The organism is Citrobacter sp. Cpa228, assembly GCF_030333085.1.
GTDB classification, from domain to species: Bacteria; Pseudomonadota; Gammaproteobacteria; order Enterobacterales; family Enterobacteriaceae; genus Citrobacter; species Citrobacter pasteurii.
The window spans coordinates 246,681-261,663 of record NZ_JAOWGQ010000031.1 but is presented as its reverse complement, the minus strand read 5'-3'; the positions used below and the strand labels follow the sequence as shown (position 1 = coordinate 261,663).

Annotated in this window: 17 protein-coding genes and 1 riboswitch; of the genes, 2 read left to right on the top strand and 15 right to left on the bottom strand. The window is 53.2% G+C overall.

Going from position 1 to position 14,983, the window contains the following annotated elements:
- Positions 1 to 2: 2 nt before the first annotated feature.
- From cbiM to pduF, 15 genes are all read right to left on the bottom strand, one after another.
- Positions 3 to 740 (bottom strand): cobalt ECF transporter S component CbiM, encoded by a 738-nt coding sequence (gene cbiM, locus OGX91_RS02395; protein WP_003834098.1) that lies wholly within the window; start codon positions 738 to 740, stop codon positions 3 to 5.
- Positions 737 to 1,450: a cobalt-factor II C(20)-methyltransferase gene (locus OGX91_RS02390; RefSeq protein ID WP_199947515.1), complete on the bottom strand. Its 714-nt coding sequence runs from the start codon at positions 1,448 to 1,450 to the stop codon at positions 737 to 739. Before OGX91_RS02390 ends, cbiM begins: the two co-directional genes overlap by 4 nt.
- Positions 1,447 to 2,241, bottom strand: coding sequence for a sirohydrochlorin cobaltochelatase (gene cbiK / locus OGX91_RS02385; RefSeq protein WP_005123036.1), 795 nt, complete (start codon positions 2,239 to 2,241; stop codon positions 1,447 to 1,449). The genes OGX91_RS02390 and cbiK overlap by 4 nt, the downstream gene beginning before the upstream one ends.
- A 10-nt stretch (positions 2,242 to 2,251) precedes the next feature.
- The gene (locus OGX91_RS02380) at positions 2,252 to 3,037 is read right to left on the bottom strand and encodes a cobalt-precorrin-6A reductase (RefSeq protein WP_040231939.1); all 786 of its coding nucleotides are present in this window, start codon (positions 3,035 to 3,037) and stop codon (positions 2,252 to 2,254) included.
- Complete coding sequence (locus tag OGX91_RS02375) at positions 3,034 to 3,759, bottom strand: precorrin-3B C(17)-methyltransferase (RefSeq protein WP_286625349.1); 726 nt, start codon at positions 3,757 to 3,759, stop codon at positions 3,034 to 3,036. The genes OGX91_RS02380 and OGX91_RS02375 overlap by 4 nt, the downstream gene beginning before the upstream one ends.
- Positions 3,759 to 4,814: a cobalt-precorrin 5A hydrolase gene (gene cbiG, locus OGX91_RS02370; protein ID WP_005123044.1), complete on the bottom strand. Its 1,056-nt coding sequence runs from the start codon at positions 4,812 to 4,814 to the stop codon at positions 3,759 to 3,761. The genes OGX91_RS02375 and cbiG overlap by 1 nt, the downstream gene beginning before the upstream one ends.
- Positions 4,795 to 5,568, bottom strand: coding sequence for a cobalt-precorrin-4 methyltransferase (locus OGX91_RS02365; protein ID WP_005123046.1), 774 nt, complete (start codon positions 5,566 to 5,568; stop codon positions 4,795 to 4,797). Before OGX91_RS02365 ends, cbiG begins: the two co-directional genes overlap by 20 nt.
- Entirely contained in the window at positions 5,561 to 6,130 is a 570-nt protein-coding gene (locus OGX91_RS02360) for a decarboxylating cobalt-precorrin-6B (C(15))-methyltransferase (RefSeq protein ID WP_005123047.1), read from the bottom strand. The genes OGX91_RS02365 and OGX91_RS02360 overlap by 8 nt, the downstream gene beginning before the upstream one ends.
- Positions 6,120 to 6,725, bottom strand: a complete 606-nt coding sequence (locus OGX91_RS02355; protein WP_040231938.1) for a cobalt-precorrin-7 (C(5))-methyltransferase — start codon at positions 6,723 to 6,725, stop codon at positions 6,120 to 6,122. Before OGX91_RS02355 ends, OGX91_RS02360 begins: the two co-directional genes overlap by 11 nt.
- Entirely contained in the window at positions 6,719 to 7,858 is a 1,140-nt protein-coding gene (gene cbiD / locus OGX91_RS02350; protein WP_286625346.1) for a cobalt-precorrin-5B (C(1))-methyltransferase CbiD, read from the bottom strand. The genes OGX91_RS02355 and cbiD overlap by 7 nt, the downstream gene beginning before the upstream one ends.
- On the bottom strand, positions 7,855 to 8,487 hold the full coding sequence (locus OGX91_RS02345; protein ID WP_188232493.1) for a cobalt-precorrin-8 methylmutase: 633 nt from the start codon (positions 8,485 to 8,487) through the stop codon (positions 7,855 to 7,857). Before OGX91_RS02345 ends, cbiD begins: the two co-directional genes overlap by 4 nt.
- 10 nt (positions 8,488 to 8,497) lie before the next feature.
- Entirely contained in the window at positions 8,498 to 9,457 is a 960-nt protein-coding gene (gene cbiB / locus OGX91_RS02340) for an adenosylcobinamide-phosphate synthase CbiB (RefSeq protein WP_286625345.1), read from the bottom strand.
- Positions 9,454 to 10,833 (bottom strand): cobyrinic acid a,c-diamide synthase CobB, encoded by a 1,380-nt coding sequence (locus OGX91_RS02335; RefSeq protein WP_286625344.1) that lies wholly within the window; start codon positions 10,831 to 10,833, stop codon positions 9,454 to 9,456. The genes cbiB and OGX91_RS02335 overlap by 4 nt, the downstream gene beginning before the upstream one ends.
- Before the next feature lie 88 nt (positions 10,834 to 10,921).
- Positions 10,922 to 11,096, bottom strand: a riboswitch (cobalamin riboswitch).
- A gap of 332 nt (positions 11,097 to 11,428) precedes the next feature.
- Positions 11,429 to 12,340, bottom strand: coding sequence for a transcriptional regulator PocR (gene pocR / locus OGX91_RS02330; protein WP_005123057.1), 912 nt, complete (start codon positions 12,338 to 12,340; stop codon positions 11,429 to 11,431).
- Between the two features lie 201 nt (positions 12,341 to 12,541).
- Positions 12,542 to 13,351, bottom strand: a complete 810-nt coding sequence (gene pduF / locus OGX91_RS02325) for a propanediol diffusion facilitator PduF (RefSeq protein WP_040231929.1) — start codon at positions 13,349 to 13,351, stop codon at positions 12,542 to 12,544.
- Between the two features lie 525 nt (positions 13,352 to 13,876).
- Here pduF and pduA point away from each other — a divergent pair.
- Together pduA and pduB are read left to right on the top strand one after the other, a co-directional pair.
- Positions 13,877 to 14,158, top strand: coding sequence for a propanediol utilization microcompartment protein PduA (gene pduA / locus OGX91_RS02320; protein WP_003030255.1), 282 nt, complete (start codon positions 13,877 to 13,879; stop codon positions 14,156 to 14,158).
- Entirely contained in the window at positions 14,158 to 14,970 is an 813-nt protein-coding gene (pduB, locus tag OGX91_RS02315) for a propanediol utilization microcompartment protein PduB (RefSeq protein WP_005128019.1), read from the top strand. The genes pduA and pduB overlap by 1 nt, the downstream gene beginning before the upstream one ends.
- Positions 14,971 to 14,983: the final 13 nt, after the last annotated feature.

Genomic DNA, 14,983 nt, shown 5'->3' with positions numbered 1-14,983 from the left:
CGTTAATGTCCTTGTGCGGTTATTAACTGGCGTTTGGTTAGCTGATCGTAAATCAGCACGGTGAGTAACCCTTCCGCAATCGCGATGGGGATCTGCGTCAGACAGAAAATCCCCATAAATTTAATGATTGAACCGGTAGCGCCAGCAGACGGATCCGGGAACGCCACGCCCAGTTGCACTGAGGTGACGAAATAGGTGACAAGATCCGCCAGCATCGCGCACAGGAAAACGCAGACATCACGACGCAGCCCCGCACGGCAGGCCATTTTCCACACCATGTAACCCACTACCGGGCCAATCACCGCCATCGACATGCCGTTAGCGCCGAGCGTCGTCAAACCACCGTGCGCCAGCAGCAGTGCCTGGAACAGCAGAACGATCGCCCCGAGGATGGCCACTACGCCTGGTCCGAACAGGATAACCGCCAGGCCTACGCCGGTAGGGTGTGAACAACTTCCGGTAACGGAGGGGATTTTCAGCGCCGACAGCACAAAAATAAAGGCGCCGCACAGTGCCAGCAAAACTTTCTGGTGGTTATCTTCCTGCACGATTTGGCGCAGGCGCACCAGCCCGTACCACAGGCAGGGTAAAAACAGCAGCCACCATGCCAGCGCCCACATTGGCGGCAGAAAACCTTCCATAATGTGCATCGCGAACGCTTGCTCAGGAACAATCATCAGTAATAGCGCCGCTGCCAACCCGCTGAAAGACAGCTGTTTTAGCTGTTGTTCAAGCTTCATTGTGCATACTCCCACTGTTTGTTGACCAGTATGGTCGAGAAATAAGGCAGCGGCTGATCGTCGCTCACCTCGTCGAGATGGCGCCAGCACTGCTCACCCGGCAGCGTGGCTTCAGACATCATCAGCGTGCAGTCCAACAACCCCTCTTGCTGCAGCAACGCTTTGATGCGCGCAAAGCGACCGTACACTTTCATCAGCACCAGGCTGTCATGCTGCTTTAACGCCTGTTGAATTTCAGCTTCCGGCGCGGTACAGGAGACCACTGCCAGCGACTGTTGCTCCATGGCGAGCGGGGTTTTCGAACGCGCGGCAATCGCAGCGAAAGAGGTCACGCCCGGGACGATTTCCAACCAGTCAGGCGAACCAATGCGCTGCAGTAAAAAGACCCAGGTGCTGAACAGCATGGCATCGCCGAGGGTAATAAAACCTACCTGTTTACCCGCTTCCACTTCCTGTACCAACGCAGCAGCGACCTCATCCCAGACAGCCTCTTTTTCAGCACTATCGGCACTCATCGGGAAATGGCAGCAGCGAACCTCGGTCTGCTCGCCGATATACTCCCGCACAATCGACAACGCCAGACTATCGCCGCCTTTACGCCCGGCTGGCGCATAAAGAATATCCAGCGCCCCAAGCGTGCGTGCTGCGCGCACGGTTATCAGATCGGCAGCACCAGGCCCGGTGCTCAGTGCATACAATTTGCCACTCATGCTGCTTCCTCCAGTGCTACGTTCAGCGCTTGCTGTAAATGGGCGACGAACATGGCACGAACCGCCGGATTCTCACCCAGACCGCTGAGCCATGGCGTAGCCGGAATGCCTGCTGCGTTAAACAACGTTTTCCAAGAATCATCTTCGTCGGAGGCCATATCATTGATGGCATGATCGCCAGCAACTAACATCAGCGGCATCAGATGTACCGCCGTCACTCCTTCCTGGGACAAACTTTCAATCAGCACATCGACTTCCGGATAGCTTTCCACCGCGCCAACCCGCGCCGGGTAACGCTGCGCCGTCATCATGTGATCGAGGCAGGCATAGGCGGCAAAGGCATGATGGCTGGCGCCGTGTCCCATAAAGACCACTTTTTCATTTTCGCCAAGCGCCGGCATTTGCTGTTGCAGCGCCAGCATCAGCTGTGCGTAATCTTCAACGCTGCTCAGCAGCGGTACACCCAGCGTCAGGCGAGAAAACAGCGGGCGCATACTTTGTACTTCGCGGACAATTTTTTCGTATTCGTCGCCGTTGATGATATGCAGCGACTGAATCGCGACATCCTGATACCCCTGCTCCGCCAGCTTTTGCAGCGCCTGCAGCGGCGTGTCGATTTCAATGCCGTCACGCTGCTTGAGCTTGCGGATAATCATCCCTGAGGTAAACGCCCGGAACAGGTCGCGGTCAGGGCAACTGGCTGCAAGATCGCGCTCGCAGGCCACAATATTCTTCTCACAGGTGTCGTGATAGCTGGTGCCAAAGCTGACCACCAGAAGCGCCTTTTTCATCTCTAACTCCTTAAGCAGCAGCCAGCCAGCGCGTTAAACGCGCCGCAAAGGCAGCCTGACTTTCCAGTAACTCTTCTCCCGTCACCAACGGTGCCGGACGTGTAATCACGATGCAGGGGATACCGGCATCCAGACAGGGTTGCACTTTTTCCTGATACCCCCCTTCCGCGCCTGATGCCTTAGTGATCACCACATCAGCCTGACACTGGCGATAAAACGCGGCGTTGAACTCGGCGCTAAACGGTCCGCACAGTGCAAAGATTTCACCCACGCCAAACCCCAGATCCGCGCATTGCTGAATGACTTCTGGTACAGGCAGGACGCGCGCCAGCAGTGTTTTTTCAGGTAACTCTTCGCGCCAGGTAGCCAGATCTTTACTGCCGGTCGTCAGCAGTACGCGGTCACCGAAGCGCCGCGCAACCCCGCTGGCTTGCTGGATGCTCTGTACGGTGTGCAGATGCGGGTGAGTTAAATCACTCAACTGTTCAGGTCGCTGATAGCGGCTCAACAGCACGCCGGCCGCTTCACAGGCGTTCATGATGTTGCGACTCACCACCTCGGCGTAGGGATGCGAGGCATCAATCACCCAGCGCGTCCGGTTTTCCTGCAGCCAGGCAATCATTTGTTCGCGCTCCAGACGCCCGCAACGAACCTGACCTTTGATGTCACCTGCCAGTTGCTTACCTGTCGGCGTCGCCACCGACAGGGTGTAAGCGACATTTGCCGCATCCAGTTGCTGGCACAGCATGCGCGCATCGCTGGTGCCGCCCATGACCAGTACATCGCCATAATTCACAGCACATAACCTCGTGGTGTGATCATCAGGCCATCCTGTATATAGGTGGTTTTGTTGCCGACAATCACCAGACTGGTCATATCCACCGGTTCAAAATCCATATCACCGAGCGTAGTCAGCCATTTTTCCTGTTTTTTACGACCGGCCGACTTCACGATACCGACTGGTGTTTGTGCGCTCTTGCTGGTGGAAAGCAGTTCAAATGCGCGCGCCAGATGTCCTTCACGGCCGCGACTGCGTGGGTTGTAGAAACAGATAACAAAATCGGCTTCACCGGCGGCAACGATACGTTTTTCGATAACCGGCCACGGCGTTAACAGATCGCTTAAGCTGATGTGGCAGAAGTCGTGCATCAACGGCGCGCCAAGCAATGAGGCGGCGGCAATACTGGCGGTCATGCCTGGTATCAACCTGACCTCAACGTCCAGCTTTTGCTTGCTCACCAGCTCAAGTACCAGCCCGGCCATACCGTAAATCCCGGCGTCGCCGCTGCTAATCAGCGCCACGTTGTGACCCGCCTGCGCCAGTTCGATCGCCGCCTGACAGCGTTCAATCTCTTTGCACATCCCGGTTTTGATCACCTGCTTATCGCCGGTGAACGCTTTTACCAGATGGGTGTAGGTTTTATAACCAACAATGATTTCCGCCGCCTGGAGAGCTTCAACGGCTTCCATGGTCATCATTGCCTGCGAGCCAGGGCCAATTCCAATTACGCTTAACATCAGTGTGAAACTCCCAAAGTGATCGTGACGCCCTGTTCGCGCAGGGTATCGCCTAACAGTTGTCCGTGGCTCAGCAGCCAGGCTGCAGGACCGGAAACGCTTCCTGTACCCACCGTTTTGCGAACAAACGATGAGGCTGGAAAACGGTGTTCATGCTCACGCAGCGCGTCAGCGGTAAAGGTTTCGAAAGGCACGCGGCAACAGGAGGCCAGCTGGATAAGCCCTTGTTCGTCTTTTTTCAGCGTGATGCTGCCAATTGCTTTTAACGCCAGCGGGTCGAAGCGCTGGGCTTCGAGTTGGCGTGCCAGTAGTGCTGCTAACAGTGGGAACGGCGTATCCCGACGACAGCCAATTCCGGCAACCACTCGCTGCGGTACCAGCTTCCAGTGCACAACAGGCAGCTCAGGCAGGTTGTTGCGCAAGGTAATACAAATCAGCGCATCCAGTTCAGGAAGCTGATTGAGATCGGTCACCGTGATAAATCCACGGCGGTCGCAATGGCTGACGTCCTGCGCCAGTTCATCGTCCCACCACAGACCAACCCGTTTGTTGCTGACCAGCATCTGATTGACGATCTTCACCACCGAGCGGAAATCATTCATACGGGCATTTAACTGAAACGCCAGCGTGTCCAGCGCCGCCATATCATTGACATCCGTTGCCGTGGTGATAACCGGGTCAGCGCCCAACATACCCGCCAGATAACGCGCCAGTGCATTCGCGCCCCCAGCGTGACCGGAGAGCAGGCTGATAACATGCTGGGCACGTTCATCAATGACCACCACTGCCGGATCGCAAAATTTGTCGTTGACCAGCGGAGCCAGCACACGCACGGCAATGCCGGTTGCACCGATAAAAATCAGCGCTGAGTAATTCGCAAACGCCTCGCGCGCGGTATTCGCAAAGCCGTTTTCGAAGGGAATAAACCCCTCCTCCAGCAGCTTTTCACTGGTGAAACAGGTTACTGGCAGCATTGCCGCCAGACGTTTAGCAAGCACAACACCGCCGGGGGTCAGGCAAAATAGCGCAAGTGATTCAGGCTTTACGGTATTCATGGCTAAAATCCGCCGCATAGAGTTTGGAGTAGTGATACTCCGAGCCCAGGAAGTTACCGACCAGAATGAGCGCCGTTTTACGGATCCCGGCGTCGCGAACTTTGTCGCCAATATCTGCCAGGGTACCGCGCACGGTCTGACTTTCCGGCCAGGTTGCCTTGTAGATCACCGCCACTGGCGTGGCCGCCGGGTAACCGCCTTCAATCAGACGCTCAGCAACCCGGTGGATGCGTTGGACGGAAAGATAAATCGCCATCGATGTCTGGTGACTGGCAAACGACTCCAGCTGTTCACGTTCCGGTACCGGCGTGCGACCTTCCAGGCGGGTAATGATCAAACTCTGCGACACTTCCGGTACGGTATACTCGACGCCCAACTCCGCAGCCGCGCCCAGGAATGCGCTAACGCCAGGCACCACCTGCCAGTCGATCCCGCGTTTGGTCAGCTCTTCGCCTTGCTCACGCACAGAGCCGTATAAGGAAACATCACCGGTTTGCAGACGCACGACGGTTTTACCAGCTTTCACACCCGCTTCCATCAGATCAAGGATCTGCTCCAGATGCAGTTCGGCGCTGTCATGACATTCCGCTCCGGCCGGGCAATATTCCAGTAATTCAGTGTTAATCAGCGATCCGGCATAGATAACCACCTGTGCCTGCTGGAGCAACCGGTAACCTTTGAGGGTAATCAGCTCGCGATCGCCAGGACCTGCGCCAACAAACCACACACTACGGGGATCAAAAATCTCAGACATGGGTTCCTTCCTTCTGACAGGCGATAACAAATACGGGGTTATTCGGTTTGAAATAGTGACCACTACCCAGCGTGGCAAGTGAGGAAACCTGCAGTTGCAGGCAATCCACACCCTGTACGCCAAGATGGTCCAGATGTGCCAGCGCGGTGTTGAGGTTTTCCTGAAGGATAAATGTCATCACCAGTCGCCCTGTGGGATGTAACTGACGCATTGACCAGTCGATCAGATCGGTCAGATGGCCGCCGCTACCGCCCATGAAAATGGCATCGGCTTTTTCCGCAATCGTCATCGGCGCGATCCCTGGAAAAATATCGATGTTTGCACAGGCAAAATGCTGACGATTTTCGTCCAGCAGCCTGAGCGCATCTGGATTACGCTCGATCGCCGTGATACGCAGCCCTGGATATTGCAACGCCGCCTCAATCGACACGCTGCCGGTTCCCGCGCCGATATCAATCAGATGGCTGGCACGGTGTAATTCAAGTTTTGAGAGGGCGAGTGCACGTACCGCTTCTTTGGTCATCGGCACTTTCTCTCCGCGTAGAAAAAGCTCATCTTTCATCGAGGATCACCACTGCATTCATGTCATAGTCGGCTGTAATTTTGCTCACAGGCAGGCAGTGGATACGCTCATTGTCCATCGCCAGGTTTTCGCCAATCACCATCCAGCGATGTCCTTTGCCTCTGGCAACCAACTGCTGTGCAATTTCACGTGGGCCACACAGCGCATCGGTCACCATCGCAACCTTGTTATGTCGCGCCAGTTCATCAAAACAGACGCTGCGACCATGGCTACTGGTCAGCCACATGTCATTCATATCAATGCCAGCTTGCGCACACAGATACTGAACGGCGCTAATACCAGGAATAATACGCACATTTTCAATACCAAAATGCGCCACCATCCGCGTGCCAATGCCGTAGAACAGCGGGTCGCCGGATGCCAGTACCACCACATTTCGCGCCTGATGTTCGCCTATCCAGCTCAATAGCTCCGGAATATTGGCGCCAAGAGCAAACCGTTCTCCGGTAAAATCCGGGAACTGTTGCAGATGTCGCTTGCCACCGACCAACACATCGGCCATTGCAACCGCGTCGCGCGCCACCGGCGTCATCAAATGCAACCCAGCGGGTCCCATCCCTACAACGGTTAACATTCCATCTCCTCTGCGATCTCTGCGACCGGACGATTGCTGCCGAGGACCTGATTATCAAAAGAGAACATGATGGCATCGCAGGTCGGGGGGTTTTTCGTAAAACGCAGGGTTTGCAGGACGCGCATGCAAATACGCTTCGCCAAATGGTTGTAAATGTGCTGAAAACCGTATGCTTCGATATGTTCCATCGCCGCTTCGGTCGTGTCGCAGTCGCTGACCAACGTCAGCAGTTCCAACGGCGCGCCAAGTAATGCGAGGTGAGCCACCAGCGTTTCCATGCGGGCATCGGCGATATGACTGTGGGTATGGAAGATCCCTGCCGCGATTTTGATAAGTTTGCCGGGGTGGCCGACCAGCACGATCTGGCGAAATCCCAGGCGCACCGCTTCTTCAATCATGTAACCGACAAAGTTGCTCATAGTGACCACAACCTGGGTGTCGATCCCCATCTGTTCACGCACAAAACGTTCGCCGTGATTACCCGGTACCAGTACTACGCGATCCAGCCCTGCCGCGCGTTTGATCTCCAGCTCCAGCGATAGCGAACGTTTCCAGCTCTCTTCCGACATCGGCGTAACAATACCCGTGGTACCAATGATCGAAATACCGCCCAGAATCCCCAGGCGCGAGTTGTAGGTTTTTTGCGCCCGTTCTTCACCTTCAGGCGCAAAAATCTCAATTTTTGCCCCGCGATTTGGTCCAATCGCTTCACGTACTGCGGACTCAATGGTCTGACGAGGTGTCCGGTTAATCGCTGAACTGCCCACCGGCAAACCAATCCCTTTACGGGTCACCGTACCGACACCTTCACCGCCCTGTAAGACGATCTCTTTGCTATCGTCTAACGTCACGCGGGCAAAGATCAGCATCCCATGCGTGGCGTCCACATCATCACCACCATCCTTACGGATGGCGGCAATCGCCTGCTGCCCTTCGATATGCGGTGACTCCACGTTCAGGCATAACGTCACCCCGGAAGGCGTCACAATGGAAACCTGATGGATCAGATGCTGACGCAGCACCATCAACGCAGCAACTTTTGCTGCCGCCGTCGCACACGATCCCGTGGTGTACCCTTTACGCAGCGCTTTACCGTTGTGCCACACTGGCGTATCGAAGGACTGGTCGCTCATCGCTCCCCCTGCATGTGATAAAGCATGGCGTTGACGATAGCGGCAGCGACGTTACTGCCACCTTTGCGACCTAATGCGGCAATGGCGGGTAGATGACTTTGTGTCAGGGCGTCCTTCGACTCCGCCGCGCCAACAAATCCTACCGGTACGCCAACCACACCGCTGACAGGTGCATCATGTTCCAGCAGTCGGAACAACGCGGTTGGCGCGTTGCCAAAGACAAACAGTTTTTCGCCCTCTTCCTTCACGGCAATGTCGACTGCAGCCATTGAACGAGTGATCCCCTGTTCTTTTGCTGCCCGCACCACACGTGGGTCGCTGATGTAACAGCGGCATTCGCCACCGAATTTTGCCAACAGGGTTTTGTTGATCCCGGAAAGCGCCATCGTGGTATCGGTATAAATCACGCTCGGGCGACTCAATGCAGCGCAAAACTGTTCCAGCACATCACTGGAAAACCACAGAATGTCCAGCCAGTCGAAATCCGCGGTGGTGTGGATCACCCGCTTGATGATGGCTTCATGCAACGGACTGGCAAACTGATAATCCGGGCGGGTTTCACTGATAATCTCGCCAATGATGTCGAAACTTTTGGCCTCAATTGCTTGAGGTTGCTGGATATAGTGCATTTTGTTGTCCTCAGGCGACACCGAGCCACAGCCAGCGCAGCGCAATAAAAAGCGCCAGTGCCAGGGTCGATGCTACCCACATCAATCGAATCGTTTGGGAAATGTCGTCTACAGAAATGTCTCGTTGTTGATCGCCAATCCACGGTTTCTCAACACGCTCGCCGAAGTAGTCATTGGGCCCCCCCAGGCGAATACCTAATGCGCCGGCCACAGCAGCTTCCGACCATGCGCAGTTTGGACTGCTATGGTTGTAGCGATCACGCCAGCCAATCTGCAAAGCGCGTGCGCCGTCCTGGCGGCATAAAAATGCCGCAACACTCAGCAACAACCAGCTCAGTCTTGCCGGAATAAAGTTAGCGACATCGTCCAGACGGGCGCTGACCATGCCGATAGCACGGTACTTTTCATGTTTGTACCCCACCATTGAATCAAGGGTATTCACCGCTTTGTAGGCCATCGCCAGCGGCGCACCGCCCAGTAAGAGGAAGAACAGCGGCGCAATAATGCCGTCAACGGTGTTCTCTGCTACGGTTTCCACTACGCCGCGATTGATCTGCTGTGGCTGTAGTTGCGAGGTATCACGTCCCACAATCCATGACAGCTTTTCCCTACTGGCGGCCAGGTTACCGGCACGTAGCGGACGTTCTACATCCTGCGCGGCGTTTGCCAGGCAGCGCCCGGCCAGCACGGTGAAAATCATCCAGACCTCAACAACCCAACCAAACCAGGGATGAATTGATTGCGCCAGCGCCAGTCCCCCCCAGGACACAGCCCAGGTCAGTCCAACCACTACAATCCACATCACCGCGCCACCGATGCGAAGCGCGCGGTCGCTATGGCAATAACGCCGAATGACTCGCTGGACTACGGAGATAAGGTTGCCGATCCAGCGCACCGGATGCGGCCAGTTCTGCGGATCGCCGATGATAAAATCCAGCAGCCAGGCAATGCACCATGCGAGTATCGTCATAGCGCGTTCCTCGCAGCGGCCAGCCAGTGATTGAGCATTTCGGGGCGCTGGGCAAAATGAACGTGCAGATAACTGGCGAAGGTATTTCCTGCCTGCCAGCCGCCAGACCAGACCTGCAGCGTTCTGCCATCACGCACCTTGCGGCAACTCATCACAGCCGGGATGTCTGGGGTAAAATCGGAATAGTGGAATTCATGCCCGCGCAGGACTTCACCAGTCGTTGCCAGCAATGTTTGCTGTGTGGCTTGTGCCTCGCAGTAGCCAAATCGGGTCAGCCGTTTGCCCATCTTGCTGTGCCCAGGAATGATATCCGCCATTAGCCAGCAATCGCCGTTGCTGTCCTCCAGCGAGCTACCGAGATACATCAACCCGCCGCACTCTGCATAAATAGCGACGCCACGCTGATGCGCCGTCCGCAACTGTTCAAGCATCGGGATATTTCCGGCCAGCGCTGCTGCATGTAACTCAGGATATCCGCCTCCTAACCAAATCATCTGACAGTCGGGTAAGCAGGTGTCGTGCAATGGGCTAAAACGGACAATATTGAGCCCCGTGCGCTCCAGCAGCGTAATATTGTCCGGATAGTAAAAGTTGAACGCCTCGTCATCAGCAATGGCCAGCGTTAACCCTGCACCAGCATCTGCAGCAGGCAGTGCGGGCCATTCACCGACAGGAAGGTTGTCTAACGTGCTTAAGGCCAGCAGCGCATCGATATCCAGCGTCTGTTCCAGCATCGCGGCAAAATCCTGCCACGGCTGCTGGTTGATAACTGACTCTCGAGCGGTAACTAAACCCAGATGACGCTCAGGGAGCGCGACGCCCTCCATGCGGGGAACATAGCCCAACACAGGCACGGAGCAATAACGCTCAATCGCAACTTTGAGTAGCTGGTAATGTGTTTCGCTGTTGACCCGATTAACAATCACGCCTGCAATGTTCAGACTGGGATCAAAATGCTGAAACCCCATCACCGTGGCAGCTATCGAAGTGGAAACCGCCTTACCATCAACCAGCAAGATGACCGGGCAACCCAACTGTTTCGCCATCGCCGCAGTACTGCAGTAATCAGGGTCTGTGCCATAGCCGTCATACAACCCCATAACACCTTCGATAACGGCAATATCCGCGTGCTGCATCTGCTCGCAAAATAAAGCATTCAGTGTAGAGGTGGGTAGCATGAAGCTATCAAGATTACGGGAAGCCGTGCCGCACACCGCGGTATGCCAGCCAGTATCAAGATAATCAGGACCGACTTTGCATGGCTGGACGCGTAAACCGCGCTTTTTCATCAGGTTCAACAAGCCCAGCGTCACCGTGGTTTTGCCACAGCCGCTACCGGTACCTGCAAGAACAAATGCGTGAAAACTGGCCGCCATACCCTGATCCTGTTCAGGGTGGTAGGGGTGTATAGATACCCAGTCTCTCGACTGTATGCATCTGCGCAACCCACTTCCCACCGAAGTTGTTGGTAGTCACCGACAGGCAGGTCTTCTGGCTTAGCGTCGTCCTCGCCCGTCCTTCCCAATCTTGCGATCAGTGGTCTATACGGGGTCGTCAGCATCACAGCAGCGGGGGCTGCGGGGGATTCTCACCCCCTTCCCTACCACAAATGTGGCAAACCTGTCAGTTCAGGAGCCGATTTAATTTGGCTCTGTGTCTTGAGGCAAATTCACGACCTCATGACAATAATTCAATTTAATATCTTGCTGGGTACATTCAACCAATGTTATGGCCTCAACCCGTTTATTCATATGTTCATTTTTTGAATGAAAGCGTCATTAAAGAATAAAGAAAGTCTTTCATACAGACACTGTATCTCATCACAAAAATAAAAACTGGTGCAGTTTATCCCTCAAATACTATTATTTTGTTGCGCTACGACAATTTATTGACTGCTGTAGTTATTTTTCATTTTATAATGACTGACATAGCGTACGATATCAAAAATCGGCAATAGCAAATTATTGCTATTTAAGCTGTCTCTTCAGATGAGATGACATTTATTTGCTGACGGAAAGCCTGCGGCGTAACCTGGTACGTTTGACGGAAAACTTTGCAAAAATAACTGGTTTGTGAGAAGCCTAAATTTCGCGCAATACTGGCAATGCTCCAGTCGCTATGACAAAGCAACTCTTTGGCACTCGCCATTCGCTGTTGATTTACCCATGCGTTAAATCCTATCCCCTGATATTTTTTGAACAATTTGCTGAAATAGTAAGGACTGAGATAAACGTGAGAGGCAACATCTTCCAGACGCAGTTCGTCTGATAAATGCGCATCAATATAACGTAAGGCTTTCTTCATTTTACTGTCATGAGGGTTCGGACTACGATTAGCCCGCACCGGCTCTGACTGTTGCGGATTGTCTTTGATCACGACGAAATTCAGTTGTTTTTTAAGACAATTTTCTACAATGAGCTTTAGCAAATCCGCGGAAGCAATAACCCGCGAATAGTCCATTTCCGGTACATTACGAAATTCACTCACCAGTTCGGGATCGGCTTGCCAACGATCGTCCACGTTCAGAATATCCACCAGCCCCACGTCATTGCTTAGGCGCACCTGACCACATAAGACAAACCCAACCAGATGTCCCGCAATGACCAGCGGAATGGAAAAATCGGTAAGTCCGGCATGACAACGATAGATGCAGGGTTGATCGGATTTAGACGCTTCCAGCCCTCCGCAGCGGTCGCTCATACGACAACGGGTGCTGTGTTGAGGATGCTGGCGCATCAACTGGCAAAAAGGGGTGAAATTAAAAAGCTCAGAAATTTCATCACCGTGAATATTGACAACCACAACAGCCAGACTGGTGGCCTGCGCAAAATCCTGTGCGATTTTATTAATGAGTTCTGAGTTCAGGGCACTCGCAGAAATCATGATAAAACCTCTCAGTTAATTTATTGTTATAAATAAAACATATTATTTACATTCATTTTCATCCTGCCATCCTGAGCATTGATGAAAGTCATTAGCGAACATAACAAAAGTCTCCCATTCTTGGGAGACTTTTTCAGCGGTTCAGGAAACCGGATCACGAAAACAGTTTTTGCCTTTCAAAAATAAACTTCTTCCGTGAACCTAGCTCTCATTTTCCTCCAGCTTACACGTATTACACGGTAAATTTTTGCCAATAAAATAACGATAAATTGCTGCGCCCGCACAGGCACCGATGATGGGAGCCACAATCGGAACAATGAAGTAAGGGATATCACGCCCCCCGGTCATCGCGACATCTCCCCATCCGGCCATCCATGCAAACAATTTAGGACCAAAATCACGCGCCGGATTCATTGCAAATCCGGTGAGCGGGCCGGTGGATGCGCCGATAACCGCAACCAGAATACCAATCAGCAATGGCGCCAACGGACCTTTAGGAACACCGTTACCGTCGTCAGTCAGCGCCATGATCATCCCCATCAGAATCGAGGTAATCACCACTTCAACCAGCGCAGCCTGCCAGACACTGAGCGCGGCAGCAGGATAAGTACTAAATATGCTGGCAAGCTGCAGGCTTTCAAGACTTCCGCGTACCATCTGGTGGGCGGTTTCGTACTCGATAAACAAACTGCCATACAACAAATAGGCGAGCAGAGCGCCACCAAAGGCACCAGCCACCTGAGCAATGCAGTACGGCAACACTTTACGGCCAGGAAAACAGGCAAACAGCCACAGTGCGATGGTGATAGCGGGATTGAGATGTGCACCTGAGATCCCTGCTGTCAGATAAACTGCCAGAGAGATCCCCAGTCCCCATATAATGCAGATCTCCCATAACCCTAAACTGGCACCGGCTACTTTCAGGGCGCTCAGGCATCCAATGCCAAAAAACAAAAACAGCCCGGTACCCAAAAACTCAGCAATGCATTGCGCTTTTAGTGAATCGTTCATTGTGACACCTTCTAAGCAGAGTTCGTGTCTTTACCAGCGGACTCCTTGCTGGCAAGTAGAATACTTCGAGGCTTACTATAAAAAGCCATGTCGGCAAATTGTTGGCAATCTGCGGGCGGTATGACTTTTAAAATCGTGTTGCGATAGCAAATTCTTGCCATCACTTTTATTAAACAAAGCCAGATGACGGGGGATACCTCTATTATTTGTAGATTTTAGAAATAATAAAATATTGCCAATAGCATAATCATGTTTTCAGATAACCGTCACAAATTCATTTTCACCACATAGCAAATGATATTTCACCTGTCACGTCTAAAAGTGTAAATCTGGAATTAACATAACCAAATAATCACATCAACAAATCAAAAAACAATCAATAAAAACAATACCATAAAATAAACAACAGCAATTTTATATCACCAGAGCCTCACTATTTTTTCACTCATACTTTCAAGTCAGCCATTCTTTTTCCTCGCTTCTTTTTATAGTCATGAAAATCGGGACAACCCAGGCGAGGTCTTTATGCAACAAGAAGCGTTAGGAATGGTAGAAACCAAAGGCTTAACTGCAGCCATAGAGGCCGCAGATGCAATGGTGAAGTCAGCCAATGTAATGCTGGTCGGCTACGAAAAAATTGGTTCGGGGCTGGTAACAGTCATTGTCCGCGGCGATGTCGGCGCAGTCAAAGCAGCAACAGATGCTGGTGCCGCCGCCGCACGCAACGTGGGAGAAGTGAAAGCCGTACATGTGATCCCACGCCCTCACACCGATGTCGAAAAAATCTTACCGAAGGGAATTAGCTAATGAGCAGCAATGAGCTGGTTGAACAGATCATGGCGCAGGTGATTGCTCGCGTGGCGACGCCGGAACAGCAAGCTATCCCTGAAAATAATCCCCCAACACGAGAAACGGCTATGGCAGAGAAAAGCTGCAGTTTAACGGAGTTTGTCGGTACTGCGATTGGCGACACCGTCGGTCTGGTAATCGCCAACGTAGACAGTGCCTTACTGGACGCGATGAAACTTGAAAAGCGTTATCGCTCCATTGGCATCCTTGGCGCACGTACTGGTGCGGGTCCACATATCATGGCCGCAGATGAAGCGGTGAAAGCCACAAATACTGAAGTCGTCAGCATCGAGTTGCCACGTGATACCAAAGGCGGCGCAGGTCACGGCTCGCTGATTATCTTAGGCGGTAACGATGTTTCTGACGTGAAGCGCGGGATTGAAGTTGCGCTGAAAGAGCTGGATCGCACCTTTGGCGATGTATACGCCAATGAAGCCGGACACATCGAAATGCAATACACGGCGCGCGCCAGCTACGCGCTGGAAAAAGCCTTTGGTGCGCCAATTGGTCGTGCCTGTGGCGTTATCGTCGGTGCCCCAGCCTCCGTTGGTGTCCTGATGGCCGATACGGCGCTGAAATCCGCCAATGTTGAAGTGGTGGCCTACAGCTCCCCTGCCCATGGCACCAGTTTCAGCAACGAAGCCATTTTGGTCATTTCCGGTGACTCTGGGGCTGTGCGTCAGGCCGTCATCTCAGCCCGTGAAATCGGTAAAACCGTGCTGGCGACCCTCGGCTCAGAACCCAAAAACGACCGTCCGTCCTATATCTGATATCAGTGAGGCT